This is a genomic window from Streptococcus sp. OH4692_COT-348 (genome assembly GCF_003859975.1).
GTDB lineage: Bacteria > Bacillota > Bacilli > Lactobacillales > Streptococcaceae > Streptococcus.
Genome location: NZ_RQZB01000012.1, coordinates 13,161 through 38,203, shown reverse-complemented (window position 1 = coordinate 38,203; position 25,043 = coordinate 13,161). Strand labels below are relative to the sequence as shown.

Sequence of the window (25,043 nt, the reverse complement as noted above, 5' to 3'; positions counted from 1 at the left end):
GCTTTTTCAGTTGATTTCATACTCTTCGAAAATCAAATTCAAACCGCGTCAACGTCGCCTTGCCGTACGCAAGTACAGCCTGCGGCTAGTTTCCTAGTTTGCTCTTTGATTTTCATTGAGTATCAAAAGATTGTCTCCTAAAAAGAAGTCTGTCCCAAATTTGCTCCAAAAATTTTTGTAAGTTATATGTATCCATTAGAAGAAAAAGAAAAAAGCCCTTTAAACTGGGCTTTTTGTTTAAATGGAACCTGATAAATCAAGTTATAGAAGGCGGTAGACGGATTTGAACCGACGATCAAGCTTTTGCAGAGCCGTGCCTTACCACTTGGCTATACCGCCATAACTCTTACTATTATACCTTGAAAATTTCTCTACGTCAATAGTTTCTTAATCAAAAAAATAGTTTACAAAAATGAGTTTTATGTCTATAAATAAAAATGTAAGGAAAGTATGAATTTAAAGGTTTTTAGGTAGCTATTTAGAGTAACTTTTTCATGAAATGAGATGAAAAAGTGAAAAAACTTGACAAATAAAATTTTTTTGGTAGAAATACGCCTAAATATTCTGAAAATTCGTTTACTTTTTAGAAGATATATGTTATAATTTCCAATATGCTAAAATTTTTCAATAGGAGTTACAAACATGAAAAAAAGTAGAGTATTTGTTGCAGCAGGAATTGCTTTATTAGCAACAGGTGTGTTAGTTGCTTGTGGAAATTCGAAATCATCTGATTCGACAGCTCCAAAAGCCTACGGCTATGTTTATTCAGCTGATCCAGAAACATTGGACTATCTTATCTCTGGAAAACAGAGTACGAAAGTGGCTACTTCAAACGGAATCGATGGCCTCTTTACAAATGACAAATATGGGAACTTGACTCCTGCGGTTGCAGAAGACTGGTCTGTATCAAAAGATGGATTGACTTATACCTACAAAATTCGTAAAGGTGTAAAATGGATGACATCTGATGGCGAAGAATATGCTGAAGTGACTGCTAAAGATTTCGTGAATGGATTGAAACATGCGGCAGATAAAAAATCAGAAGCGCTTTACCTAGCTGAAACTTCTGTTAAGGGTCTATCTGACTATTTGACAGGTAATTCAAAAGATTTCTCTACAGTAGGTATTAAAGCGGTTGATGATTATACTCTTGAGTATACTTTGAATCAACCAGAACCATACTGGAATTCTAAGATGGCTTACTCAATTTTCTGGCCGTTAAACGAAGAATTTGAAAAATCAAAAGGTTCTGATTTTGCTAAAGCAACAGATCCTACATCCTTACTTTATAACGGACCTTTCTTGCTTAAAGGTTTGACTGCTAAATCTTCTATCGAATTTGCTAAGAATGAGCAGTACTGGGATAAAGAGAATGTTCATTTAGATACAGTCACACTTGCATACTTTGATGGTTCAGACCAAGAATCACTTGAACGTAATTTTACAAGTGGAGCTTATAGTTTTGCTCGTCTTTACCCAACAAGTTCAAACTTCTCAAAAGTAGAGGAGTCATACAAGGATAATATTTTCTACACTCCATCAGGAGCTGGTGTCGGAGGTTTAGGTGTAAATATCGATCGTCAAAATTACAAATATACCTCTAAAACAACAGATGATGAGAAAACATCTACTAAGAAAGCTCTTCTTAACAAAGACTTCCGCCAAGCCTTGAACTTTGCCTTTGATCGTACAGCTTATTCTGCTCAAGTTAACGGTAAAGAAGGTGCTCCTCTAGCAGTTCGTAACCTATTTGTGAAACCGGACTTTGTTTCTGCAGGTGAAAAAACTTTCGGTGACTTGGTTGCTGAAAAAGTTACGACTTATGGAGACGAGTGGAAAAATGTAAACTTTGCTGATGGTCAAGACGGTCTCTTTAATGCTGACAAAGCTAAAGCAGAATTTGCTAAAGCTAAAACTGCTCTGGAAGCAGAAGGTGTGAAATTCCCTATCCATTTGGATGTTCCAGTAGACCAAACGTCTAAAAACTATATTGCACGTATTCAGTCGTTCAAACAATCAGTTGAAAAAGTTTTAGGCGAAGCAAATGTTGTCGTCGATATTCAACAAATTTCTAAAGATGAATTCTTTAATGTGACTTATTATGCTGCTAATGCGGCGGCTGAGGATTGGGATCTTTCAGGTGCTGTTGGATGGAATCCTGACTATGAAGATCCATCAACTTATCTTGACATCCTTAAATCAACTAATAGTGAGCAAACGAAAACTTATATGGGCTATGATGACCCATCAAATGCAGCTGCAGCAAAAGTTGGTATGAAAGATTACGATAAATTGCTTGATGAAGCTGGAAAAGAAACAAGTGATCTTAACAAGCGTTATGAAAAATATGCTGCTGCTCAAGCTTGGTTGACAGACAGCTCACTCTTCTTACCAGCTATGTCTTCTAGTGGTGCTGCACCATTTATTTCTCGTGTTGTACCATTCTCAGCTTCTTATAGCCAATCTGGAGATAAAGCTTCAGATGTCTACTTCAAATATGTTCAGTTACAAGATAAGGTTGTAACAAAGGCTGATTATGAACAAGCTCGTGAGAAATGGCTCAAAGAGAAAAAAGAATCAAACGAAAAAGTTCAAAAAGAATTGACTAAACACGTTAAATAAATAACTCTCAAGAGAACTTTCTCTCCATGAGGAGAAGGTTCTTTTGGGATTTAAAAAGGAAACGATATGAAGAAATATATTTTTATGCGTGTCTTGCGTTCATTGTTGTCTATTTTCTTGGTGACAACTTTAACCTACACGATTATCTATACGATGGTACCTCGTAAATTGATTTTTAAACAGGATACCAACTATAATAAGATTGCAACTACTCCAGATAAACGAGATAACTATGAAAATACTGTTTATGAGCGTATGGGCTATATCGAGTATTACGATACCAAGGAGCTGCAAGAAAAAGCTAGTAAATTAGACTCATCGGTAACAGTTGATGCTAATGATAGCAATAAAGCTATTTATGAGAAATACATTAATCAATTAGGTAATGGCTGGACACTAGGTGTATTTTCAGAGAGTGGTCAGTTCTATGCTACGCGTGAAATTCCGATTTTTGAACGTGTTTTCAAATTCTATGCTAACTTGCTTGATATTGATCATACAAACAAGATTCAAGACCCTGAAAATCCAAACTTAGAACGCTATCTTCGCTTTGAAAATGATCCTGCTATCGGCTGGTCGTTGGTTGGTTCAGGTACGAAACATAAGTATCTGTTGTATTTTAACAACCAATTCCCATTTGTACACCAAAACTTTGTGAATGTTAATTTAGGTGATTCTTACCCAACTTATGCAAACACTCCCGTACTTCAAGTCATTACACAAGGTCAAGGACAAACAAAGACTGGACAAGTTCAATTCCCTACTGGTAAGAAGACTTCATCTGTAGATATTTACTCCCGTACTTATAAATCACCTAGTCAGGCAGACGCTCGTGAGGTAGCCAACTATGGTAAAAATGATCCGTATACAGCTACAGAAAGCAACTATCAGTATCCATCAATGATTGCAAGCTCTGCTGTTGCTGGATTAATTGGTTTGATTATTTCGTATGCTATTGCAATCCCTCTTGGGTCTGCTATGGCTCGCCACAAGAATACTTGGATTGATAGCTTCTCGACAGGTGCATTGACCTTCTTGCTTGCTCTTCCAACGATTGCCTTGGTTTATATCGTTCGTTTGATTGGATCATCTATTGGTCTTCCAGATTCGTTCCCTATCTTGGGTGCTGGAGATTGGCGTTCTTATGTTTTGCCAGCAGTTATTCTAGGATTGCTAGGAGCACCAAGTACAGCTATCTGGATTCGTCGTTACATGATCGATTTGCAATCTCAAGACTTCGTTCGTTTTGCTCGTGCCAAAGGTTTGTCTGAAAAAGAAATTTCAAACAAACATATCTTTAAAAACGCAATGGTTCCTTTGGTTTCAGGTATTCCTGGTGCCGTTATCGGGGTTATCGGTGGTGCAACTCTTACTGAAACAGTCTTCGCCTTCCCAGGTATGGGTAAAATGTTGATTGACTCTGTTAAGGCGTCAAATAACTCGATGGTAGTTGGTCTTGTCTTCATCTTCACATGTATTTCTATCTTCTCACTCTTTGTAGGGGATATCTGGATGACAATGCTTGACCCACGTATTAAATTGACAGAGAAAGGAGGCAAATAATGTCAACAATCGATAAAGAAAAATTTCAGTTTGTAAAACGTGACGATTTTGCCTCTGAAACGATTGATGCACCAGCTTATTCATACTGGGGATCTGTCTTCAGACAGTTTTTGAAGAAAAAATCGACAGTTGCTATGCTAGGTATTTTGGTCGCTATTATTTTAATGAGCTTTATTTACCCAATGTTCTCAGATTTTGATTTCAACGATGTAAGTAAGGTAAATGACTTCAGTGCTCGCTTTATCAAGCCTAACGCTGAACATTGGTTTGGTACAGATAGTAATGGTAAATCTTTGTTTGATGGGGTTTGGTTTGGTGCGCGTAACTCTATCCTCATCTCTGTAATTGCTACTTTTATTAACCTTATAATTGGTGTTATTGTTGGTGGAATTTGGGGAATTTCAAAATCCGTTGACCGTATCATGATGGAAGTTTATAACATTATTTCAAACATTCCATCTCTCTTGATTGTTATTGTCTTGACGTACTCAATTGGTGCTGGTTTCTGGAATTTGATTTTTGCTATGAGTGTGACAACTTGGATTGGGATTGCTTATATGATTCGTATCCAAATCATGCGTTACCGTGATTTGGAATACAACCTCGCTTCTCAAACTCTTGGAACACCTACCTTTAAAATCATCGTCAAAAATATTATGCCACAATTGGTATCTGTTATTGTATCTACGATGACATTGATGTTGCCAAGTTTTATCTCTTATGAAGCCTTCCTTTCCTTCTTTGGCTTAGGACTACCTGTGACAGTTCCAAGTTTGGGACGTTTGATTTCAGACTATTCACAAAACGTTACGACCAACGCTTACCTATTCTGGATTCCATTAACAACATTGATTTTGGTATCCTTATCTCTCTTTGTTGTTGGTCAAAACTTAGCGGATGCTAGTGATCCACGTACACATAGATAGGAGTAAATATGACAAAAGAAAATAATGTAATATTGACTGCTCGCGATATTGTCGTGGAATTTGACGTTCGTGACAAAGTGTTAACGGCTATCCGAGGAGTGTCTCTGGATTTGATTGAAGGGGAAGTTCTTGCCTTGGTAGGTGAGTCTGGTTCCGGTAAATCTGTATTAACAAAAACTTTTACAGGAATGTTAGAAGATAATGGGCGTATTGCTCAAGGAAGTATCGACTATCGTGGACAAGACTTGACTGCTCTGGCTTCTAACAAGGAGTGGGAGAAGATTCGTGGTGCTAAAATTGCGACCATCTTCCAAGATCCTATGACAAGTTTGGATCCAATCAACACAATCGGTAGCCAAATTACAGAAGTTATCGTTAAACACCAAGGAAAAACAGCCAAGGAAGCTAAAGAAATGGCAATCGACTATATGAAAAAAGTCGGAATTCCAGAAGCTGAGAAACGTTTTGAAGAATATCCTTTCCAATATTCTGGTGGGATGCGTCAACGTATTGTTATTGCGATAGCTCTTGCTTGTCGTCCAGATATCTTAATCTGTGATGAACCTACAACGGCCCTTGACGTAACTATTCAAGCACAAATTATTGATTTGCTTAAAACCTTGCAAAATGAGTACCACTTTACCATTATCTTTATCACACATGACCTTGGTGTGGTAGCAAGTATTGCAGATAAAGTAGCGGTTATGTACGCTGGGGAAATTGTAGAATATGGAACTGTTGAGGAAGTCTTCTATGACCCACGCCATCCATATACTTGGAGTCTCTTATCTAGCTTACCTCAGCTTGCTGATGATAAAGGTGAATTATACTCTATCCCAGGAACACCGCCATCTCTTTATACTGAGTTGAAAGGTGATGCTTTTGCCCTTCGTTCAGACTATGCTATGCAAATTGACTTTGAACAAAAAGCACCTAAGTTTTCTGTTAGTGATACTCACTGGGCTAAGACTTGGTTGCTTCATGAAAATGCTCCTAAAGTTGAAAAACCAGGAGTTATAGCAGATTTGCATGACAAGATTCGTGATAAAATGGGCTTTGCTCATCTAGAAGACTAGGAGGAAGGAAATGTCTGAAAAATTAGTAGAAATTAAAGATTTAGAAATTTCCTTCGGTGAAGGAAGTAAGAAGTTTGTTGCAGTTAAAAATGCAAACTTCTTTATCAACAAGGGAGAGACATTCTCTCTTGTAGGTGAATCCGGTAGTGGAAAAACAACCATTGGTCGTGCTATTATTGGTTTGAACAATACAAGCAAAGGTGAAATTATCTTTGATGGTCAGAAGATTAATGGGAAAAAATCACACAAGGAATCATCAGAGCTGATTCGTCGTATTCAGATGATTTTCCAAGACCCTGCAGCCAGCTTGAATGAGCGTGCGACAGTTGATTACATTATCTCGGAAGGTCTTTATAACTACCATTTGTTTAAAGATGAAGAAGATAGACAAGAAAAAGTTCAAAAGATGATTCATGAAGTTGGGCTTTTAAAAGAACACTTGACCCGTTACCCACACGAGTTTTCTGGTGGTCAACGTCAGCGTATCGGGATTGCCCGTGCCCTTGTTATGGAGCCTGATTTCGTTATTGCAGATGAGCCAATTTCAGCCTTGGACGTTTCTGTGCGTGCCCAAGTTTTGAACTTGCTTAAGAAATTCCAAAAAGAGTTAGGTTTGACTTATCTTTTCATTGCTCATGATTTGTCGGTTGTTCGCTTTATTTCAGATCGTATCGCAGTTATTTATAAGGGTGTTATTGTAGAGGTTGCAGAAACAGAAGAATTGTTTAATAATCCAATTCACCCATATACTCAGGCCTTGCTTTCAGCTGTACCAATTCCAGACCCAATCTTGGAACGCAAGAAGGTCTTGAAAGTATATGATCCAGATCAACATGATTATGAGACAGATAAGCCATCTATGGTAGAAATTCGTCCAGGTCATTATGTTTGGGCTAATCAAGCGGAAGTAGCTCGTTATACAGCAAATCTTAGATAAGATAATACTACGAGAGGACTATTTGGTCTTCTCATTTTTAGTTTAAAAAATCCCCTTTTACGATTTTGTAAAAGGGGAGTAATGTTGTAATTAACGTTTAGACCAAGTCCTCTTCATAAAGAGAAGTAGGATTGGGTATATCTCCAAGCGCCCTGCAATCATTGCAAAGGAGAGGAGAAGTTTTGAGATAGGACTAAAGATTGAGAAACTAGAAGTGGTTCCTAGAATAGGTCCTATATTATTGAAACAGCTAAAGACAGCGCTAGTCACAACCAGAAAATCATTGCTATCTAGACTGACAATAAAGATAAGCGCTAGCAAAATCATAGCATAGATGACAAAGTACTTGAGAATCTTATGTTGGGTATCTTTGTCAATCACCGTTTTGTTAACATGGAGGGTCAAAACACGGTGGGGTGATAGAATTGACAAAATCTGATTTTTAGCAATTTTTGAAAGGATGAGGCCTCGAATAACCTTGAGTCCACCTGCGGTTGAACCAGCAGAACCACCGATTGCCATGAGGAAGAGAAGGATAAACTGGGAGAAGAGGGGCCAGTTGGTAATATCTCCGTAACCAAAACCAGTCGTTGTAATGATATTGGAAACTTGGAAGAAGGCCATTTCAAAGCTCTTGGAAAATCCTGGGTAGAGATAGAGGGTATTAAGGCTAATCAAGCCTGTAGAAACTAGCACGATGAGCAAGTAAGCACGAAGTTCCTCGTCACCAAAGAAGGCTTTGACGCGGCGGAGCATGAGGTAGTAGTAGAGATTGAAATTTACCCCAAAAACCAAAACTCCGACACTGACTAGATAGGTAATCAGTGAGCTACCATAGTGGGCAATTCCGTCGTTATAGACTGTAAAACCTCCTGTACCTGCTGTTCCCATGGCAATGACAAAACTATCAAATAGGGGCATTCCGGCTAGATAATAGATGATGACAAAGAGGGAGAAGAGAGCTAGATAAAGGAGATAGAGAATCTGGGCAGTGTTTTTTAGTTTGGATACAACCTTGCCAAAAACAGGGCCAGGAACCTCAGCCTTCATCACTTCTAGGTGGCTATTCTTGGCATTATCCATAATAGCAAGTGCAAAAACAAGCACTCCCATCCCTCCAATCAAGTGGGTAAAACTTCGCCAGAAGAGGAGGGAACGACTGAGAACCGAAACGTCGTTCAGAATAGTTGCTCCAGTAGTTGTAAAGCCCGAACTGATTTCAAAAAAGGCATCGATAACGCTGGGAATTTGACCAGCAAAAACAAAGGGGAGACCGCCAAAGAAAGACCAAAGGATCCAACAGAGGGCCACAATCAAGATTCCCTCCTTGGCATAAATCCGTTGATTTTTTGGCTTTTGTAAAATTCCTGAGCCACCTAGTAATACGAGAATCCCAATCGTTGTAAAGAGGGATGTAAAAACTTGGCTCGATTCATGGTAGTAGACGGCAATCGCAACAGGAACCAAGAGGAGAACAGCTTCAATCAAAAGTAACTTTGAAAGGAGGTAACGAATCATACTTTTATTCATCTCTTACCTCGCGATTAAGTCATAAATCTTGGTGATGTTTGGCAACAAGGTTGTTACTAGGAGCTTGTCTCCGACTTCAAGCGTATCCTCCCCAGTAGGGAAAATAGTCTTGCCCTTTCGAATGATGGCTGCTATAAGAACCCCTTTTTTCAATTTCAGTTGAGAAAGAGGTTTGGCAGTCATTTTATTGGCTTCCTTGATATGGAATTGTAGGGTTTCGATTTGGCCATTTGCTAGATGGTGCATGGCTTGAAGGTCTGAATACTGGGCATTAACACGGCCACGAATAAAGTGCATGATTGTATCTACAGCGATGATTTTCGGAGTGATAATGCTTGAGAAATCAGGCGCATGAATAATTTCAAGGAGACTAGTTCTGTTAACCTTGCTAATATTTTTTTGCACCCCGACACTATCCAGGAACATAGAAGTAATAATATTCTCTTCGTCAACTCCTGTTAGGGTTGCTACTGCATCATAGTTTTGGGCACTTTCTTCCAGCAGGATATCTTTTGCGGTACCATCTCCTTGGACAATATAGAGATTAGGGAATTTCTCACTAAAGAAACGTGCTCTTTCAGGATTAATCTCGATGACTTTGGTATCAATACGACTGTCTTTGAGGATACCTAGTAGATAATAGGCAATTCTACCTGCTCCAACGATGAGAAGGCTCTTCACAGCACGAGATTTGAAATAATTATGGAAGAGCATCATATCAACACGGTTACCAGTGACAAAGATTCTATCTTTATCCTGTATGGTCATGTCACCACTTGGGATGATAATTTGATGATCTCTTTCTATCGCACAGACAATGACATTGCCGAATTTTTTCCGAAAATCAGAAATGGGCATTTGGCAAAGACCGCTAGTGGATTTGACAATAAATTCCATGAGGCTAACGCGTCCACCAGCAAAGCGTTCGACAGATAGGGCGTTGGGGAAGTCAATGATATTCGCGATAGCGCGGGCAGCCAAGAGCTCAGGATTTACGATAAGAGAAAAGCCGAGAATATTCTTTTCTTTGAAATAAGAGTTAGAGTATTCAGGATTTCGCACCCGAACGATGGTTTCTTTAGCCCCCATTTTTTTGGCTAGAACGGCTGCAATCATGTTCACTTCATCGTATTCAGTCAAGGCGATAAAGATATCACAATCCTGAACACTGGCTTGCTCAAGGATGGTGAAATCGGCCCCGTTACCAAGGATACCCATGATATCAAAGCGATTAACAATATGATTGAGAACAGCTTCGTCTTGCTCAATCAGCAAAACATCATGCTTTTCTGCAACCAGGGAGCGACAGAGAGCAAAACCAACTTTTCCCCCTCCGACAAGGATAATTTTCATAACAAAACCTACTTTTTCATGATGTAACTATCATACCTTTTTTCAAGAAAAAATGCACCTACTAGCTCATAACAAGAGCTTTTAGTAGGAAATTTGCTATAAGGTAAAACTATACCCTAATCAACTGAAATAGCTAGTAGCATCTTTCTCTGAAATATGGTATGATAAAGGATATACAAGGAGATAAATGAATAATAATTTACTGGTATTATAATCAGACTTTGGTCTGCTTGATGGTGCGGTATCGGATATGATTGGAGTGGCTTTAGAAGAGTCTCCAACCTTAAAAATTCATCATTTGACGCACGATATCACGCCTTATAATATTTTTGAGGGGAGTTATTGATATTCTGGATGTTCGTTTTGGACCTCTATTACGCGAGAAGAATTTTACAAGCTGGAACCAGTATTCGGTGACCGTTTTGAGGTGACTATCTATCATGCAGATATGCTGGTCTATCAAAATCAGGTTGTTTATGACAAATCATTTGCAGATGCGAGGATTGGGCAACCCATCCTTTACATCAATTCCCTCTATCGTTTAGGTCTGGCTATCAACCAAGCTTCTTTTGCTAAGGCCTATAATTTGGGTGTTGGTTCATCTTGGACCATTGAAATAAAGAAAATAGAATTATAAAATAGGAGAATATAGATGAAAAATCAATCAATTAAACAAGTTGTTGCTATCGGTGTTGGAGCTGCGCTCTTTGTTGTTATCGGGATGATTAGCATTCCGACACCTGTTCCAAATACAAGCATCCAGCTTCAGTATGCGGTACAGAGTCTCTTGTCTATCATTTTTGGCCCTCTAGTAGGACTGCTTGTCGGTTTAATTGGGCATGCTGTTAAGGATTCTATTGCAGGCTACGGTCTTTGGTGGACTTGGATTATTGCTAGTGGTCTCTTTGGTCTAGCCGTCGGACTCTTTAGAAAATACATTCGAGTAACACAGGGTGTTTTTGAGTTGAAGGATATTGTCTTCTTTAACCTTATTCAGATTGTTGCAAATGCTCTTGTTTGGGGTGTCTTGGCACCCCTTGGAGATGTTGTGATTTATCAAGAAGCAGCTGAAAAAGTATTTGCCCAAGGGATTGTTGCAGGTATTGCTAACGCTGTAACTGTAGCTATCGCAGGTACCCTTCTTTTGATAGCTTATTCACGTACACAGACTCGTTCAGGAAGTTTGAAAAAGGATTAATATAAGAGAAAAGGCTGGACAACCAGTCTTTTTCGATGTTTATAGATTAGTTAGGCAAGTAAGCTAGGGTAGGAATCTTTTTGGCGCTAAGATTTTAAGAGAAGAGACTGCAAGAAGGGGTAGATTTATGATAAAATAGAAGTCTAAGAAGCGAATGAAGAGAGTAAGATGAAAGAAGCTATAATTGAGTGGAAGGATTTCTCTTTCCAGTATGAAACGCAACAAGAACCGACCTTGCAAGGAGTTGACTTGACCATTTACAAGGGAGAGAAAGTCTTAATTGTTGGTCCATCTGGGTCAGGTAAGTCTACCTTGGGTCAATGTTTGAATGGTATTATTCCTAATATTTACAAGGGTCAGACGTCTGGAGAATTTTTGATCAAGGGGCAAGCAGCCTTTGATATGAGCATCTATGACAAATCTCATCTGGTTAGCACAGTTTTGCAGGATACAGATGGGCAGTTTATCGGTTTATCCGTTGCAGAGGATTTGGCTTTTGCTCTGGAAAATGATGTGACAAGTCTAGAAGAGATGAAAGGTCGTGTTCATAAATGGGCTGAAAAGTTGGACCTTCTTTCTTTACTGTCTCAGCGTCCTCAGGATTTGTCAGGTGGACAAAAGCAGCGGGTCAGTTTGGCTGGTGTCTTGATTGATGAGAGTCCGATTCTTTTGTTTGATGAGCCACTCGCCAATCTGGATCCCAAGTCAGGTCAGGATATTATCGAATTGATTGACCAAATTCATAAGGAGGAGGGGACGACGACTCTTATTATCGAGCACCGTTTAGAGGATGTTCTGCATCGCCCTGTGGATCGGATTGTCTTGATAAACGATGGTCGTATCCTCTTTAATGGGAGCCCTGATCAGCTACTGGAGACTGATTTATTGACCCAAAATGGAATCCGAGAACCCCTTTATCTAACCACTCTCCGTCAATTGGGTGTGGATTTAGTCAAGGAAGAACAATTAGCGAATCTGGATAACATGTCTATCTCAAAAGGTCAGGTTCAGTTACAGACTGAATTGGTAAAAGAGACACCAGATTTGCAGTCACTTTTTAGACTAGATGATGTGTCTTTTTCTTATGATGATAGACCGATTTTGAAATCCATTCATCTGGATATTAAAAAGGGCGAAAAGATTGCCATTGTCGGAAAAAATGGAGCAGGGAAATCAACCCTAGCCAAGGCCTTAAGTAGCTTTATTCAGACGGAAGGTCGCTATCTTTGGGAAGGACAGGATATCAAAGGAGATTCTGTTGCAGAGCGGGCGGAACGAGTAGGCTATGTGCTGCAAAATCCCAACCAAATGATTTCAACCAATATGATTTTTGATGAGGTTGCTCTGGGACTTCGTTTGCGAGGTGTGGACGAGCAGGAAATTGAAACGAGAGTCTATGAAACTTTGAGAATCTGTGGTCTCTATGAATTCCGTAATTGGCCCATTTCTGCCCTGTCATTTGGTCAGAAAAAACGTGTTACTATTGCTTCAATTTTGGTCTTGGGGGCTGAAATTATCCTCTTAGATGAACCGACTGCGGGTCAAGACCAGAAGAACTATACTGAGATTATGGAATTTCTAGAAGAACTGCATCAAAAAGGTCATACCATTGTCATGATTACTCATGATATGCAATTGATGCTGGATTATTCAGATCGGGCCCTTGTCATGGTGGATGGGGAGTTGATTGCTGATACTGATCCAGCCAGTCTATTGAGTAATCCCGAGCTGTTAGTAAAAGCCAATCTAAAAGAAACTTCAATCTTCAACTTGGCTAAAAAACTAGACGTGGATCCACTTGCTTTAACGGCATTTTACAAAGAAAGGAGAGAAGGATGCAAGCTAAATTAATCGGTTACCAGCATAGAGATACTGTGATTCATCGCTTGTCAGGAGCTGGGAAACTCCTATTTTTCATTCTTGTGTCACTGGCTGCCATGATTAGCTATGATACCAGACTGCTTGTTCTGATTGCTATCTTTTCGGTTTTTCTCCTCTATTTGTCAGAAATCCGCTTTAAAGATGTTTCTTTTGTAGCCGTTTTTGCGACGGTATTTGCCGTTTTAAACGTTTTGATGGTCTATCTCTTTTCTCCCGAGTATGGGGTTGGACTTTACGGAGAGAGAAGTGTGATTTGGCAGGGAATCGGTGCCTACACTCTGACCAGTCAAGAGCTCTTTTATCTGCTAAATCTGGCTATTAAGTACCTTTGCACTATTCCTCTGGCTATTATCTTTTTGATGACAACCCATCCTAGTCAGTTTGCTTCCAGTTTAAATCAAATTGGTGTGCCTTACAAGATTGCCTATTCAGTCAGCCTGACTTTGCGCTATATTCCAGATTTGCAGGAAGAATTCTTTACCATCAAGATGTCTCAGGAAGCGCGTGGGATGGAATTATCTAAGAAAGCTTCTCTCATGCAACGAATCAAAGGTAATTTGCGCATTATTACTCCCTTGATTTTTAGCTCGCTAGAACGCATTGATACCATCGCGACCGCCATGGAGCTTCGTCGTTTTGGGAAAGAGAAAAAACGCACTTGGTATAGTTATCAGGCCTTGAAAAAAGGAGACTATCTTACCTTGTTCTTGGCAACCTTGTTTTTAGTAGCTAGTTTACTACTTATCTTGCAGAATCACGGACGATTTTACAACCCTTGGAAATAGTATTGTCAAAGTTTTCATTAGATAAGTAAAGAGAAATTATTCTATAACTTTTTATTGATAGATTGTATGAGAAATAAAGTTAATAATTGTATGCTTGAAACTTTTTGACAAAATATGAATTAGTTTGTCTACTTTATAGTAGAATTTACACTACAAAATCAAAGTTATTCAAATATAATCATTTTCAACTAAGTTCAGTGTCATAATGTGGAGACGATATAAAATAGTAAAAGTACTTAATTTAAATCGTGTTAATTTCACTTTGTGTAAACATGAGAAAATTTGAATGTATATAATGACGGGAGATGATTTACAATGATAAGTTTAGAGTTGTTGTCTGAAGAAAATAGTTTAGACGTCTATTTTTTTGAAAAAGAGAATCGAAAGTATTTTGAGCGGAATTTACCTCCTAGACCAGCTAACTATTTTGATTTAGAAGGTTTTAAAGAAATTACGAGGGAATTGTTAACGGAACAAACGAATCGGGATGTCTACATGCATCTTATCAGAGATTTGCAAGGCGTTATGGTTGGAAGAATTAATTTAAGTGTTTTAGAGAATAATCGAAAAACAGCAGAGCTTGGGTATAGGATTGGGGAAAATGTTAGCAATTTAGGTTATGCCAGCGAAGCGGTTAAACTCGTTTTAGAAAAGGCCTTTACTATTTATGGTTTACATAGGATTATCGCAGGGACGGCAACGGACAATCTGGCCTCTCAGAGAGTGCTTTTAAAAAATGGCTTCATCTTTAGTAGGGTTATAGAAAATGACTTACAAATTCATAATGAGTGGCTTCATACAGCAGTATTTGAAATAACGAGGTCATAATATCATCATTCCCAGTCCACAGATAGGTATAAAAGAGTAAGCAATTTTTGCAGATATTTAAGAATTTTCTCCTAGAAACCCCAAGAAATAGCTTGAAAAAATTGAAAAAATCAAGTCGTTTCTATTGACAATGATTCTGAAAGTGTTATACTAAGAAAGTAGTTTCGCTGATTTACTTCAAACCTGTTGTGAGGTAAGTTAACGATGCCTTAACCACGCTGTTTGCTGAGCTTGACTCCGGGCAGTGTGGCTATTTTTTTGCAATGGTGAAAGGAAGCAAGTCATGACAAATCACATTGTATTATTTGAACCACAAATTCCACAAAATACAGGCAATATCGCGCGTACTTGCGCTGCGACCAATTCTCCCCTCCACATCATCAAGCCAATGGGCTTTCCTATTGACGACCGCAAGATGAAGCGAGCTGGATTGGATTATTGGGATAAGCTAGAAATTTATTTTTACGAGAGTTTGGAGGGTTTCATGTCTCAGATGAAGGGCAAACTTTATCTGATTTCGAAATTCGCTGAGAAAGTGTATTCTGATGTGGATTTATCGACTGACGAGGACCATTATTTTCTTTTTGGACGTGAAGACAAGGGTTTACCTGAAGACTTTATGCGCGAACATCCTGAGAAGGCTCTTCGTATTCCTATGAATGATGAACATGTCCGCAGTCTTAATGTGTCTAATACAGTCTGCATGATTGTCTATGAGGCTCTTCGCCAGCAGAACTTTGCAGGTCTTGAGCTTGTTCATACCTATGAAGTGGATAAATTGAAATAAAAAATGAAAATGAAAATGAACAAAATGCTTGCGCTTGCAAGCGTTTTTTGTTATGATAAAAGAGTCTTCAGGGCAGGGTGTGATTCCCGACCGGCGGTAAATTTGACTAGCTATTTTAGCTTTCTCGTCGTTGTCTTGTCTCGATATACTTTAAGTATTATCTTCGACTGCGACGCCTAGATAAATCTAAAATATCTTAGCCAAATAAGTCCGCGAGCGCAAGCTGATGTGGTGAGATTCCACAACCGACAGTATAGTCTGGATGGGAGAAGACGAAAGAATAGCTTTGTCTGTTCTGATAGATTTATAGCTAAACTGTAACCGCTTGCTTGAATTTCCTTAATAGAGTGAGAGGGAACTTTTGGGATATAAAAAGTGAGAATAGATAGAAAAATCCTTTCTAACTTCTTCTGATTTTATAGAAAATTGGAGGAACCTGTTATGACAAACACACGTCGACTTTCGACCATTGCAATTCTATCAGCTATCTCATTTGTGCTGATGTACTTTGACTTTCCGCTTTTACCAGCGGCATCCTTCCTTAAGATCGAATTTAGTATCTTGCCAGTCCTTGTGGGCTTGGTGGTCATGGATTTGCCTGCTGCTCTAGGAATTCTCTTGCTTCGCTCACTCTTGAAGCTGCTTCTTAACAGCCAGGGAGTGAATACTTACATTGGTTTGCCAATGAATATCGTAGCTTTGGGAGTTTTTGTCATCGTATTTGCTTTGATTTGGAAAAAGGAACGGACAACCCTTCGTTTCCTACTAGGCTCTCTAGCTGGAACTATTGGCTTGACCGTGGCTATGTTGGTTCTCAACTATGTTTACGCTGTTCCTTTGTACGCTAAGTTTGCTAACTTTGATATTGGAAAAATTTTGGGACTTTCCAACTACCTAATGACCATGGTATTACCTTTTAACTTGATTGAGGGAGTAATCTTTTCCGTTTCATTCTGGTTGTTGTATATTCTCTTGAAACCAACCTTAAAACATTATGAAAGATAAACAAACATTTTTAATGAAGGGCAGTTTTGCCCTTTTACTTTTCGTTATTCTTGGCTACATGGTCAAATTTTACCCTGAAACGCTGGTCGGTTTTGACCAACCGATACAGACTGCCGTTCGAGGAGACTTGCCAGATTACTTGACTATTCTTTTCCGAGCCATCACACGCCTGATTGATATCCCAGTGATTATCACTTGGGTTGTCATTACAGCCTTTATCTTTTATCGTAAGCGGTGGAAGATAGAAAGTTTCTTCATGCTAGGGAATTTGGCTTTGGCTGGTCTTTTAATCGTGACCTTTAAAAATATCTACCAGCGCCCACGACCAGCTATTTTACACTTGGTTGAGGAGAAGGGATTTTCCTTCCCAAGCGGCCATTCTCTGGCTGTAACCTTGCTGGTCGGTTCTCTGATTGTCATTCTCAGTCAACGGATTAAAAATCCAGTCTGGAGAAAAATCGTGCAAATCGTCCTTGGTCTCTACCTAGTCAGTGTGCTGGTATCAAGGGTCTATCTGGGAGTTCACTATCCATCAGATGTCCTTGCCAGTCTCTGTGTCGGCTTGGGAGTCCTGTTTATCGAGTTTCCCTTCTATGACAAGCTCCGATTCCAATGGCGATTTAAAGGCAAGCAGAAGTGAGTATCAAATTCCTTTGAGGAGAAAGAAATGAAAGTCAATATAGCAGATCTTCATCCGACTCAACTATACTTATCAGAAAAGAAGTTGCAAGATATTCAGATGCTTTACCAGTCGGCAGAAACAATCCAAGTCGATCCAATCAGTATTCTTGCCTTTGGAAATTGCTTGTTGATTACAGATGGACATCACAGGGCTTATCAGGCTTTATTGGCAGGTCGGGATACGATTTCTGCTGAGTGGGATAGAGATGGTGGTGATGAACTATATCATCTCTATGCGCAAGCTTGTGAGGAAAGAATGATTTACTCTGTTCTGGATTTAAAAAATCATATCTTAGCTCAAGATGAGTATGAAGCAAAATGGTATAACTGGTGTGATGGTTTTAATCAAGCAGCAACTCTCTTATTGAAAAGGAAAGCAGATGAAACAGGCCTTATAAATAGGTAGTGCATTGTGTCTTGTTCCTTTTTATACTGAAATTAGTCTAATCTAACTTGTTTTTTAACTAAAAATCTGATAAACTATGTAGTAATTGAATAGAAATCCGCAAGACTAGTAGCCCAAGGGAAGTATATCAGGGAGGAGAGCCGTGACTGCAAGCTCTCTATATGAAAGCTGGGTGAATTCACTTGCGCATGGATTTAGAAATGAAGGTCTGACTTGTCAGATGAAAACGGATGGTACCGCGTGTCAACGCTCCGAGTGGAGTTTTTGGCATGTGGTTTTCTTTTTATCTACGAGCGACTGATGGAGGAAATATGTCAACTATTGAAGAACAATTAAAAGCGCTTCGCGAAGAAATGCTGGCTAGCTTGAAGCAGATTACTGCTGAAAATGAAAAAGAGATGCAAGATTTGCGTGTCTCTGTCCTTGGTAAAAAGGGTTCGCTCACTGAAATCCTCAAAGGGATGAAAGATGTTTCTGCTGAGATGCGTCCAATCATTGGGAAACACGTCAATGAAGCTCGTGATGTCTTGACAGCTGCCTTTGAAGAAACAGCTAAGCTCTTGGAAGAAAAGAAAGTCGCGGCTCAACTGGCTAGCGAGAGTATCGATGTGACGCTTCCAGGTCGTCCAGTTGCGACTGGTCACCGTCATGTCCTCACACAAACCAGTGAGGAAATCGAAGATATTTTCATTGGGATGGGTTACCAAGTCGTGGATGGTTTTGAAGTGGAGCAAGACTACTATAACTTTGAGCGTATGAACCTTCCAAAAGACCACCCAGCTCGTGATATGCAGGACACTTTCTATATCACAGAAGAGATCTTACTCCGTACTCACACGTCTCCAGTTCAAGCGCGTGCAATGGATGCTCATGATTTCTCTAAAGGCCCTTTGAAAATGATCTCACCAGGGCGTGTGTTCCGTCGTGACACAGACGATGCGACCCACAGTCACCAGTTCCACCAAATTGAAGGCTTGGTTGTTGGGAAAAATATCTCTATGGCTGATCTTCAAGGAACCCTTCAGTTGATTGTGCAAAAAATGTTCGGTGAAGAGCGTCAGATCCGTCTGCGCCCATCTTACTTCCCATTCACAGAGCCATCTGTTGAGGTGGATGTTTCTTGCTTCAAGTGTGGTGGAGAAGGCTGTAACGTATGTAAGAAAACAGGTTGGATCGAAATTATGGGGGCCGGTATGGTTCACCCACGTGTCCTCGAAATGAGTGGAATTGATGCAACGGTCTACTCTGGATTTGCCTTTGGTCTTGGACAAGAGCGTGTAGCTATGCTCCGTTACGGAATCAACGATATCCGTGGATTCTACCAAGGAGATGTCCGCTTCTCAGAACAGTTTAAATAAGATTGAAACATGTAATACAGTCCTAGTCAGGTAAATGGTAAGGGCTGACTCGAAGAAAAAGAAAGGAATTGAAAAGGTCTTACTTGGTGGGATCTTACAATCAGAATTATGCTTGTATCTTATAAATGGTTAAAAGAATTGGTGGACATTGATGTGCCATCACAAGAGTTGGCTGAAAAAATGTCAACTACAGGGATCGAGGTAGAAGGTGTGGAAACACCTGCTGCCGGTCTCTCAAAAATTGTCGTCGGTGAGGTCTTGTCTTGCGAAGATGTGCCAGAAACTCACCTCCATGTTTGTCAGGTTAACGTTGGCGAAGAAGCAACCCGTCAAATCGTCTGTGGTGCCCCAAATGTGCGTGCTGGTATCAAGGTTATGGTGGCTCTTCCAGGAGCTCGCATCGCTGACAACTATAAAATCAAAAAAGGAAAAATCCGTGGCTTAGAGTCACTTGGGATGATCTGTTCGCTTGGCGAATTGGGAATTTCTGACTCAGTTGTGCCTAAGGAATTCGCAGATGGCGTTCAAATTTTGCCAGAAAATGCCGTTCCAGGTGAGGAAGTCTTCTCATATCTAGACTTGGATGATGAAATCATCGAACTTTCCATCACTCCAAACCGTGCGGATGCCCTTTCTATGCGTGGGGTGGCTCACGAAGTGGCAGCCATCTATGACAAGGCAGTCAACTTTAAAGAATTTACTCTAACAGAAACTAACCAAGCTGCGGCAGATGCCCTTTCTGTGGGCATTGAAACAGACAAGGCACCTTACTATGCGGCCCGCATCTTAGACAATGTGACTATTGCACCAAGTCCACAATGGTTGCAAAACCTTCTCATGAACGAAGGCGTCCGTCCCATCAATAACGTTGTAGACGTGACAAACTACATCTTGCTCTACTTTGGTCAACCTATGCATGCCTTTGACTTGGATACCTTTGAAGGAAATGACATCCGTGTGCGTGAAGCGCGTGCTGGTGAAAAATTGGTGACTTTAGATGGTGAAGAACGTGACTTGGACGTGAATGACTTAGTTATCACTGTCGCAGACAAGCCAGTAGCCCTTGCAGGTGTCATGGGCGGTCAAGCAACAGAAATTTCTGAGAAATCTAGTTGTGTCGTCCTTGAAGCTGCAGTCTTCAACGGAAAATCAATCCGTAAAACCAGCGGTCGTCTTAACCTTCGTTCTGAGTCATCTTCTCGCTTTGAAAAAGGAATCAATGTGGCAACAGTCAATGAAGCACTTGATGCGGCAGCTAGTATGATTGCCGAACTTGCCGGTGCGACGGTGCGTAAAGGCATCGTTTCAGCGGGTGAACTTGATACCTCTGATGTGGAAGTTTCTTCAACTCTTGCTGATGTTAACCGTGTCCTTGGTACAGAACTTTCTTACGCGGATGTAGAAGACGTCTTCCGTCGTCTTGGCTTTGGTCTTTCTGGAAATGCAGATAGCTTTACAGTCAGCGTCCCACGTCGCCGTTGGGATATCACCATCGAAGCGGACCTCTTTGAAGAAATTGCTCGTATCTATGGATATGACCGCTTGCCAACCAGTCTTCCAAAAGATGACGGTACAGCTGGTGAATTGACTGCGACACAAAAACTTCGCCGTCAAGTTCGTACCATTGCTGAAGGAGCAGGTTTGACAGAAATCATCACCTATGCTCTAACAACTCCTGAAAAAGCAGTTGAGTTTACGGCTCAACCAAGTAACCTTACTGAACTCATGTGGCCAATGACAGTGGACCGTTCTGTCCTCCGTCAAAATATGGTTTCAGGTATCCTTGATACGGTGGCTTATAACGTAGCTCGTAAGAACAAAAACTTGGCCCTTTACGAGATTGGAAAAGTCTTTGAACAAACAGGTAATCCAAAAGAAGAACTTCCAAATGAGATCAACAGTTTTGCCTTTGCCTTGACAGGCTTGGTTGCTGAAAAAGACTTCCAAACAGCAGCAGTTCCAGTTGATTTCTTCTATGCTAAAGGAATCCTTGAAGCCCTCTTTGCTCGTTTGGGACTAGAAGTGATCTATACAGCTACAGCTGAAATTGAAAGCCTCCACCCAGGTCGTACAGCTATGATTTCACTCGGTGATCAAGTTCTTGGTTTCCTTGGTCAAGTGCATCCAGTCACTGCCAAGGCTTACGATATTCCAGAAACTTATGTAGCTGAGCTCAACCTTTCAGCCATCGAAGTAGCCCTTCAACCTGCTACTCCATTTGTAGAAATTACTAAATTCCCAGCAGTCAGCCGTGACGTTGCCCTTCTCCTCAAGGCAGAAGTGACTCACCAAGAAGTTGTGGACGCCATCCAAGCTACAGGCGTGAAACGTTTGACAGATATCAAACTCTTTGACGTTTTCTCAGGCGAAAAATTGGGACTTGGTATGAAGTCAATGGCTTATAGCTTGACTTTCCAAAATCCAGAAGATAGCTTAACGGACGAAGAAGTCGCACGCTACATGGAAAAAATCCAAGCTTCTCTCGAAGAAAAAGTGAATGCAGAAGTGCGTTAAATCATCAATCCATCCTTTGGGGTGGATTTTTGCTTTTCAAATAACAATTCAGGATTAAAAATGGACAGTTGAGGAACAGAGAAGATAAATTGGAGTTTACCAGTGTATAATGTACTCATAACTCAAAGTACCCTAAGATTTTTTACTAAAATGAGGATGATAAAAATGGACATAAACCATTGTAAAGGCTATCAAAAAGGAGTATAATGAGTGCAAGACATTTCGGAGGTGAAAGATGCTAGAAGTAAGAAGTCTAGAGAAAAGTTTTGGACCCAAGCAAGTTTTGTTTGGTATTGACTTTCAAGCGCGACCAGGTCGTATTTTGGGACTAGTCGGAAAAAATGGTGCTGGGAAAACAACGATTTTCCACAGTATTTTGAAGTTTTTAGAATACCAAGGAGAAATTAGTCTGGATGGGCAGGATATTCGTCAGGAGACCTATGCTCGGATTGGCTATCTGCCTGAAGAACGCAGTCTCATGCCTAAATTGACAGTCCTTGAACAAGTTCGCTATTTGGCGACTCTAAAAGGTATGGATGCCAAGGAGATCAAGGAAAAACTCCCTCAATGGATGAAGAGGTTGGAAGTGAAAGGAAAGCTGACTGATAAAATTAAGAGCCTGTCAAAAGGAAATCAGCAGAAGATTCAGCTCATCATTACTCTGATTCATGAGCCAGACTTGATTATTTTGGATGAGCCTTTCAGTGGATTGGACCCAGTCAATACAGAATTGCTCAAGCAAGTCATTTTTCAAGAAAAAGAACGTGGGGCAACTATTATCTTTTCTGACCATGTCATGACTAACGTCGAGGAACTTTGTGACGATATTCTCATGATTCGAGATGGTCGTGTGGTCTTGCATGGACCAGTTCAGGATGTCCGCAATCAATACGGGAAAACGCGTCTCTTTGTTTCAAGTGAACGAAGCAAGGAAGAATTGGAAAGTCTTCCTCATGTCAAGCAGGTGAGCTTGACCAAACAAGGCAGTTGGAAATTAATCTTAGATGATGAGAGTGCTGGAAGAGAACTCTTCCCAATCTTGACTCAAGGGCAATATATCGCAACCTTTGACCAGCAAGCGCCAACAATCGATGAAATCTTTAAACTAGAATCAGGGGTGGAAGTATGAGAAATATGTGGGTTGTAATGAAAGAAACCTATCTTCGACACATCAAGTCGTGGAGTTTCTTCTTTATGGTGATTTCACCATTCTTGTTTATCGGTCTCTCTGGGGGAATTGGCTATCTTCAAGGCTCTTCTATGGCTCAGAGTGGCAAGATAGCAGTAGTCAGCACTGTTCCAGCTGTGACAGAAGGTCTTAAATCTACCAATGGTCTCAATTTTGATTATCAGGATGAAGCAAGTGCTCAAGCTGCTATCAAGGATGAAAAATTAAAAGGCTATCTGACCATTGACCAAGAGGATAGTGTCTTGAAGGCAGTTTATCACGGTGAAACTTCCCTTGAGATTGCTATTAAGCTAGGAGTAACGAGTAAGTTAAATGATCTTCAAGGTCAACTCAATCGTTCGGCAGCTAATTTGTCACAAGAGCAGGAAAAACGCTTGGAGCAAACAGTTAACTTTACGGAGAAAATTGATGAATCCAAGGAAAATAAAAAAATGATTCAAACAATCGCGGCTACAGCGGTTGGTGGCTTTCTCTATATGATTTTAATTACTTATGCTAGTGTCACTGCCCAGGAAGTGGCTAGTGAGAAAGGTACTAAAATCATGGAGGTGGTCTTCTCCAGCATTCGAGCCAGTCATTATTTCTATGCTCGTATGCTTGCCTTGTTGTTTGTGATTTTGACTCATATCGGCATCTATGTCGTGGGTGGTCTCGCTGCTATTCTGCTCTTTAAAGATTTGCCATTATTAGCCCAGTTTGGTATTTTGGACCATTTGGGAGATGCTTTCTCCCTGAATACCTTGCTCTTTATTTTAGTCAGTCTCTTTATGTACGTTGTTTTAGCAGCCTTCCTAGGTTCTATGGTTTCTCGTCCTGAGGATGCAGGAAAAGCCTTGTCGCCTTTGATGATTTTGATTATAGGTGGTTTTTTTGGAGTGACAGCTCTAGGTGCAGCTGGTGACAATCTCATCTTGAAGATTGGTTCATATATTCCCTTTATTTCGACTTTCTTCATGCCGTTTAGAGCTATTAATGGTTATGCAAATGGGTTAGAAGCATGGATTTCGCTTGCTATTACAGTGATTTTTGCAGTGGTAGCAACAGGATTTATCGGACGCATGTATGCCAGCCTAGTCCTTCAAACGGATGATTTAGGGATTTGGAAAACCTTTAGACGTGCCTTATCTTATAAATAGAAGAGCCTCGCGAAAGCGAGGTTTTTTAGAGATAAAAAGAGTGGAATTCAGAAAAATATTTTTCATATCTATTGACTTTTAGGGGTGAAATTTGGTATGATAGTAGGCGGTATTGTTTACCCCATTTGAAAGGCCCCGGAACCTTCCAAATACTTTTCGATGGGAAGGAACACCCATCACCGTAAACAAAAATCGAACTATATATAGGAGAAATCATGAACAAAACAACATTTATGGCTAAACCAGGCCAAGTTGAACGTAAATGGTACGTAGTTGACGCAACTGATGTACCACTTGGACGTCTTTCTGCAGTAGTTGCTAGCGTACTTCGCGGAAAAAACAAACCAACATTTACACCACACACTGATACAGGTGACTTTGTGATTGTTATCAATGCTGAAAAAGTTAAATTGACTGGTAAAAAAGCAACTGATAAAATCTACTACACTCACTCAAACCACCCAGGTGGATTGAAACAAATCTCTGCAGGTGAACTTCGTTCTAAAAATGCAGTACGTTTGATTGAGAAATCAGTTAAAGGTATGCTTCCACACAATACTCTTGGACGCGCTCAAGGTATGAAGTTGAAAGTATTTGTTGGAGCTGAGCACACTCACGCTGCACAACAACCAGAAGTTCTTGATATTTCAGGACTTATCTAAGGAAAGGAACAATAAAGTATGTCACAAGCACAATATGCAGGTACTGGACGTCGTAAAAACGCTGTTGCACGCGTTCGCCTTGTTCCAGGAACTGGTAAAATCACTGTTAACAAAAAAGATGTTGAAGAGTACATCCCACACGCTGACCTTCGTCTTGTAATCAACCAACCATTCGCAGTTACTTCAACTGCAGGTTCATACGACGTTTTCGTTAACGTTGTAGGTGGTGGATACGCAGGTCAATCAGGAGCTATCCGTCACGGTATCGCTCGTGCCCTTCTTCAAGTAGACCCAGACTTCCGCGATTCATTGAAACGCGCAGGACTTCTTACACGTGACTCACGTAAAGTTGAACGTAAGAAACCAGGCTTGAAAAAAGCTCGTAAAGCATCACAATTTAGTAAACGTTAAAACTTATTTAAACTTATTGAAAGTATTTCGTATCAAAAATACGGGATGCTTTTTCTGTTCACCCCAAATTTTTGTAACTAGGTGATACTTGAAATTAATACAAATTTGGTTGTTTTTGATAAATCTAAGCAACACTACATGATGAAGTGAAAGGGGATGAATCTTTGATAGTATTCACTTATTGTGAAATATGAT

Annotated in this window: 21 protein-coding genes, 1 tRNA gene, 1 pseudogene and 1 riboswitch; of the genes and pseudogenes, 20 read left to right on the top strand and 3 right to left on the bottom strand. The window is 40.1% G+C overall.

Annotated elements, in window-relative coordinates:
- Positions 1-268: 268 nt before the first annotated feature.
- A tRNA-Cys gene (locus tag EII37_RS07675) sits at positions 269-339 on the bottom strand.
- 303 nt (positions 340-642) lie between these two features.
- Here EII37_RS07675 and EII37_RS07670 point away from each other — a divergent pair.
- From EII37_RS07670 to EII37_RS07650, 5 genes are all read left to right on the top strand, one after another.
- Positions 643-2,622 carry a peptide ABC transporter substrate-binding protein gene (locus EII37_RS07670; protein ID WP_124788149.1) on the top strand — a complete coding sequence of 660 codons (1,980 nt, stop codon included), beginning with the start codon at positions 643-645 and terminating at the stop codon, positions 2,620-2,622.
- Positions 2,623-2,688: 66 nt separating this feature from the next.
- Positions 2,689-4,185 (top strand): ABC transporter permease, encoded by a 1,497-nt coding sequence (locus tag EII37_RS07665; RefSeq protein ID WP_124788148.1) that lies wholly within the window; start codon positions 2,689-2,691, stop codon positions 4,183-4,185.
- The gene (oppC, locus tag EII37_RS07660; RefSeq protein ID WP_124788147.1) at positions 4,185-5,111 is read left to right on the top strand and encodes an oligopeptide ABC transporter permease OppC; all 927 of its coding nucleotides are present in this window, start codon (positions 4,185-4,187) and stop codon (positions 5,109-5,111) included. Before EII37_RS07665 ends, oppC begins: the two co-directional genes overlap by 1 nt.
- 8 nt (positions 5,112-5,119) lie before the next feature.
- Positions 5,120-6,187 carry an ABC transporter ATP-binding protein gene (locus EII37_RS07655; protein WP_124788146.1) on the top strand — a complete coding sequence of 356 codons (1,068 nt, stop codon included), beginning with the start codon at positions 5,120-5,122 and terminating at the stop codon, positions 6,185-6,187.
- A gap of 10 nt (positions 6,188-6,197) precedes the next feature.
- Complete coding sequence (locus EII37_RS07650) at positions 6,198-7,124, top strand: ATP-binding cassette domain-containing protein (RefSeq protein WP_124788145.1); 927 nt, start codon at positions 6,198-6,200, stop codon at positions 7,122-7,124.
- Positions 7,125-7,214: 90 nt separating this feature from the next.
- Here the strand turns inward: EII37_RS07650 and EII37_RS07645 are convergent, their stop codons facing one another.
- Together EII37_RS07645 and trkA are read right to left on the bottom strand one after the other, a co-directional pair.
- Positions 7,215-8,654, bottom strand: coding sequence for a TrkH family potassium uptake protein (locus EII37_RS07645; RefSeq protein ID WP_124788144.1), 1,440 nt, complete (start codon positions 8,652-8,654; stop codon positions 7,215-7,217).
- Positions 8,655-8,657: 3 nt separating this feature from the next.
- Complete coding sequence (gene trkA, locus EII37_RS07640) at positions 8,658-10,007, bottom strand: Trk system potassium transporter TrkA (protein WP_124788143.1); 1,350 nt, start codon at positions 10,005-10,007, stop codon at positions 8,658-8,660.
- A gap of 226 nt (positions 10,008-10,233) precedes the next feature.
- Between trkA and EII37_RS07635 the strand changes: the two are divergent.
- The 15 genes and pseudogenes from EII37_RS07635 to rpsI all read left to right on the top strand — a co-directional run bounded on the left by EII37_RS07635 (position 10,234) and on the right by rpsI (position 24,848).
- Positions 10,234-10,644: pseudogene (locus EII37_RS07635) on the top strand (SAM hydroxide adenosyltransferase).
- Positions 10,645-10,659: 15 nt separating this feature from the next.
- The gene (locus EII37_RS07630) at positions 10,660-11,205 is read left to right on the top strand and encodes an ECF-type riboflavin transporter substrate-binding protein (protein WP_124788142.1); all 546 of its coding nucleotides are present in this window, start codon (positions 10,660-10,662) and stop codon (positions 11,203-11,205) included.
- A gap of 168 nt (positions 11,206-11,373) precedes the next feature.
- The gene (locus tag EII37_RS07625; protein ID WP_124788141.1) at positions 11,374-13,056 is read left to right on the top strand and encodes an ABC transporter ATP-binding protein; all 1,683 of its coding nucleotides are present in this window, start codon (positions 11,374-11,376) and stop codon (positions 13,054-13,056) included.
- Entirely contained in the window at positions 13,041-13,871 is an 831-nt protein-coding gene (locus EII37_RS07620; protein WP_124788140.1) for an energy-coupling factor transporter transmembrane protein EcfT, read from the top strand. The genes EII37_RS07625 and EII37_RS07620 overlap by 16 nt, the downstream gene beginning before the upstream one ends.
- 315 nt (positions 13,872-14,186) lie before the next feature.
- Positions 14,187-14,699 (top strand): GNAT family N-acetyltransferase, encoded by a 513-nt coding sequence (locus EII37_RS07615; RefSeq protein WP_124788139.1) that lies wholly within the window; start codon positions 14,187-14,189, stop codon positions 14,697-14,699.
- Between the two features lie 283 nt (positions 14,700-14,982).
- Positions 14,983-15,486, top strand: a complete 504-nt coding sequence (locus tag EII37_RS07610; protein ID WP_124788138.1) for a tRNA (cytidine(34)-2'-O)-methyltransferase — start codon at positions 14,983-14,985, stop codon at positions 15,484-15,486.
- A 59-nt stretch (positions 15,487-15,545) separates the two neighbouring features.
- A riboswitch (FMN riboswitch) is annotated at positions 15,546-15,764 on the top strand.
- Positions 15,765-15,927: 163 nt separating this feature from the next.
- On the top strand, positions 15,928-16,491 hold the full coding sequence (locus EII37_RS07605) for an ECF transporter S component (protein ID WP_000185822.1): 564 nt from the start codon (positions 15,928-15,930) through the stop codon (positions 16,489-16,491).
- Positions 16,481-17,131 carry a phosphatase PAP2 family protein gene (locus tag EII37_RS07600; RefSeq protein WP_124788137.1) on the top strand — a complete coding sequence of 217 codons (651 nt, stop codon included), beginning with the start codon at positions 16,481-16,483 and terminating at the stop codon, positions 17,129-17,131. The genes EII37_RS07605 and EII37_RS07600 overlap by 11 nt, the downstream gene beginning before the upstream one ends.
- A 27-nt stretch (positions 17,132-17,158) precedes the next feature.
- Positions 17,159-17,578, top strand: coding sequence for a chromosome partitioning protein ParB (locus EII37_RS07595; RefSeq protein ID WP_000867301.1), 420 nt, complete (start codon positions 17,159-17,161; stop codon positions 17,576-17,578).
- Between the two features lie 311 nt (positions 17,579-17,889).
- Positions 17,890-18,936: a phenylalanine--tRNA ligase subunit alpha gene (gene pheS, locus EII37_RS07590; protein ID WP_049547092.1), complete on the top strand. Its 1,047-nt coding sequence runs from the start codon at positions 17,890-17,892 to the stop codon at positions 18,934-18,936.
- Between the two features lie 108 nt (positions 18,937-19,044).
- Entirely contained in the window at positions 19,045-21,450 is a 2,406-nt protein-coding gene (pheT, locus tag EII37_RS07585; protein ID WP_124788136.1) for a phenylalanine--tRNA ligase subunit beta, read from the top strand.
- 235 nt (positions 21,451-21,685) lie between these two features.
- Positions 21,686-22,579, top strand: coding sequence for an ABC transporter ATP-binding protein (locus tag EII37_RS07580; protein WP_124788135.1), 894 nt, complete (start codon positions 21,686-21,688; stop codon positions 22,577-22,579).
- On the top strand, positions 22,576-23,775 hold the full coding sequence (locus EII37_RS07575) for an ABC transporter permease (RefSeq protein ID WP_124788134.1): 1,200 nt from the start codon (positions 22,576-22,578) through the stop codon (positions 23,773-23,775). Before EII37_RS07580 ends, EII37_RS07575 begins: the two co-directional genes overlap by 4 nt.
- Before the next feature lie 215 nt (positions 23,776-23,990).
- The gene (gene rplM / locus EII37_RS07570; RefSeq protein WP_001044624.1) at positions 23,991-24,437 is read left to right on the top strand and encodes a 50S ribosomal protein L13; all 447 of its coding nucleotides are present in this window, start codon (positions 23,991-23,993) and stop codon (positions 24,435-24,437) included.
- Between the two features lie 18 nt (positions 24,438-24,455).
- Positions 24,456-24,848: a 30S ribosomal protein S9 gene (gene rpsI / locus EII37_RS07565; RefSeq protein WP_000075964.1), complete on the top strand. Its 393-nt coding sequence runs from the start codon at positions 24,456-24,458 to the stop codon at positions 24,846-24,848.
- Positions 24,849-25,043: the final 195 nt, after the last annotated feature.

Excerpts from the sequence above, each read along its gene's own strand:
- EII37_RS07670 (WP_124788149.1), top strand. The coding sequence starts at position 643 with ATGAAAAAAAGTAGAGTATTTGTTGCAGCAGGAATTGCTTTATTAGCA.
- EII37_RS07665 (WP_124788148.1), top strand. The coding sequence starts at position 2,689 with ATGAAGAAATATATTTTTATGCGTGTCTTGCGTTCATTGTTGTCTATT.
- oppC (WP_124788147.1), top strand. The coding sequence starts at position 4,185 with ATGTCAACAATCGATAAAGAAAAATTTCAGTTTGTAAAACGTGACGAT.
- EII37_RS07655 (WP_124788146.1), top strand. The coding sequence starts at position 5,120 with ATGACAAAAGAAAATAATGTAATATTGACTGCTCGCGATATTGTCGTG.
- EII37_RS07650 (WP_124788145.1), top strand. The coding sequence starts at position 6,198 with ATGTCTGAAAAATTAGTAGAAATTAAAGATTTAGAAATTTCCTTCGGT.
- EII37_RS07645 (WP_124788144.1), bottom strand. The coding sequence starts at position 8,654 with ATGAATAAAAGTATGATTCGTTACCTCCTTTCAAAGTTACTTTTGATT.
- trkA (WP_124788143.1), bottom strand. The coding sequence starts at position 10,007 with ATGAAAATTATCCTTGTCGGAGGGGGAAAAGTTGGTTTTGCTCTCTGT.
- EII37_RS07630 (WP_124788142.1), top strand. The coding sequence starts at position 10,660 with ATGAAAAATCAATCAATTAAACAAGTTGTTGCTATCGGTGTTGGAGCT.
- EII37_RS07625 (WP_124788141.1), top strand. The coding sequence starts at position 11,374 with ATGAAAGAAGCTATAATTGAGTGGAAGGATTTCTCTTTCCAGTATGAA.
- EII37_RS07620 (WP_124788140.1), top strand. The coding sequence starts at position 13,041 with ATGCAAGCTAAATTAATCGGTTACCAGCATAGAGATACTGTGATTCAT.
- EII37_RS07615 (WP_124788139.1), top strand. The coding sequence starts at position 14,187 with ATGATAAGTTTAGAGTTGTTGTCTGAAGAAAATAGTTTAGACGTCTAT.
- EII37_RS07610 (WP_124788138.1), top strand. The coding sequence starts at position 14,983 with ATGACAAATCACATTGTATTATTTGAACCACAAATTCCACAAAATACA.
- EII37_RS07605 (WP_000185822.1), top strand. The coding sequence starts at position 15,928 with ATGACAAACACACGTCGACTTTCGACCATTGCAATTCTATCAGCTATC.
- EII37_RS07600 (WP_124788137.1), top strand. The coding sequence starts at position 16,481 with ATGAAAGATAAACAAACATTTTTAATGAAGGGCAGTTTTGCCCTTTTA.
- EII37_RS07595 (WP_000867301.1), top strand. The coding sequence starts at position 17,159 with ATGAAAGTCAATATAGCAGATCTTCATCCGACTCAACTATACTTATCA.
- pheS (WP_049547092.1), top strand. The coding sequence starts at position 17,890 with ATGTCAACTATTGAAGAACAATTAAAAGCGCTTCGCGAAGAAATGCTG.
- pheT (WP_124788136.1), top strand. The coding sequence starts at position 19,045 with ATGCTTGTATCTTATAAATGGTTAAAAGAATTGGTGGACATTGATGTG.
- EII37_RS07580 (WP_124788135.1), top strand. The coding sequence starts at position 21,686 with ATGCTAGAAGTAAGAAGTCTAGAGAAAAGTTTTGGACCCAAGCAAGTT.
- EII37_RS07575 (WP_124788134.1), top strand. The coding sequence starts at position 22,576 with ATGAGAAATATGTGGGTTGTAATGAAAGAAACCTATCTTCGACACATC.
- rplM (WP_001044624.1), top strand. The coding sequence starts at position 23,991 with ATGAACAAAACAACATTTATGGCTAAACCAGGCCAAGTTGAACGTAAA.
- rpsI (WP_000075964.1), top strand. The coding sequence starts at position 24,456 with ATGTCACAAGCACAATATGCAGGTACTGGACGTCGTAAAAACGCTGTT.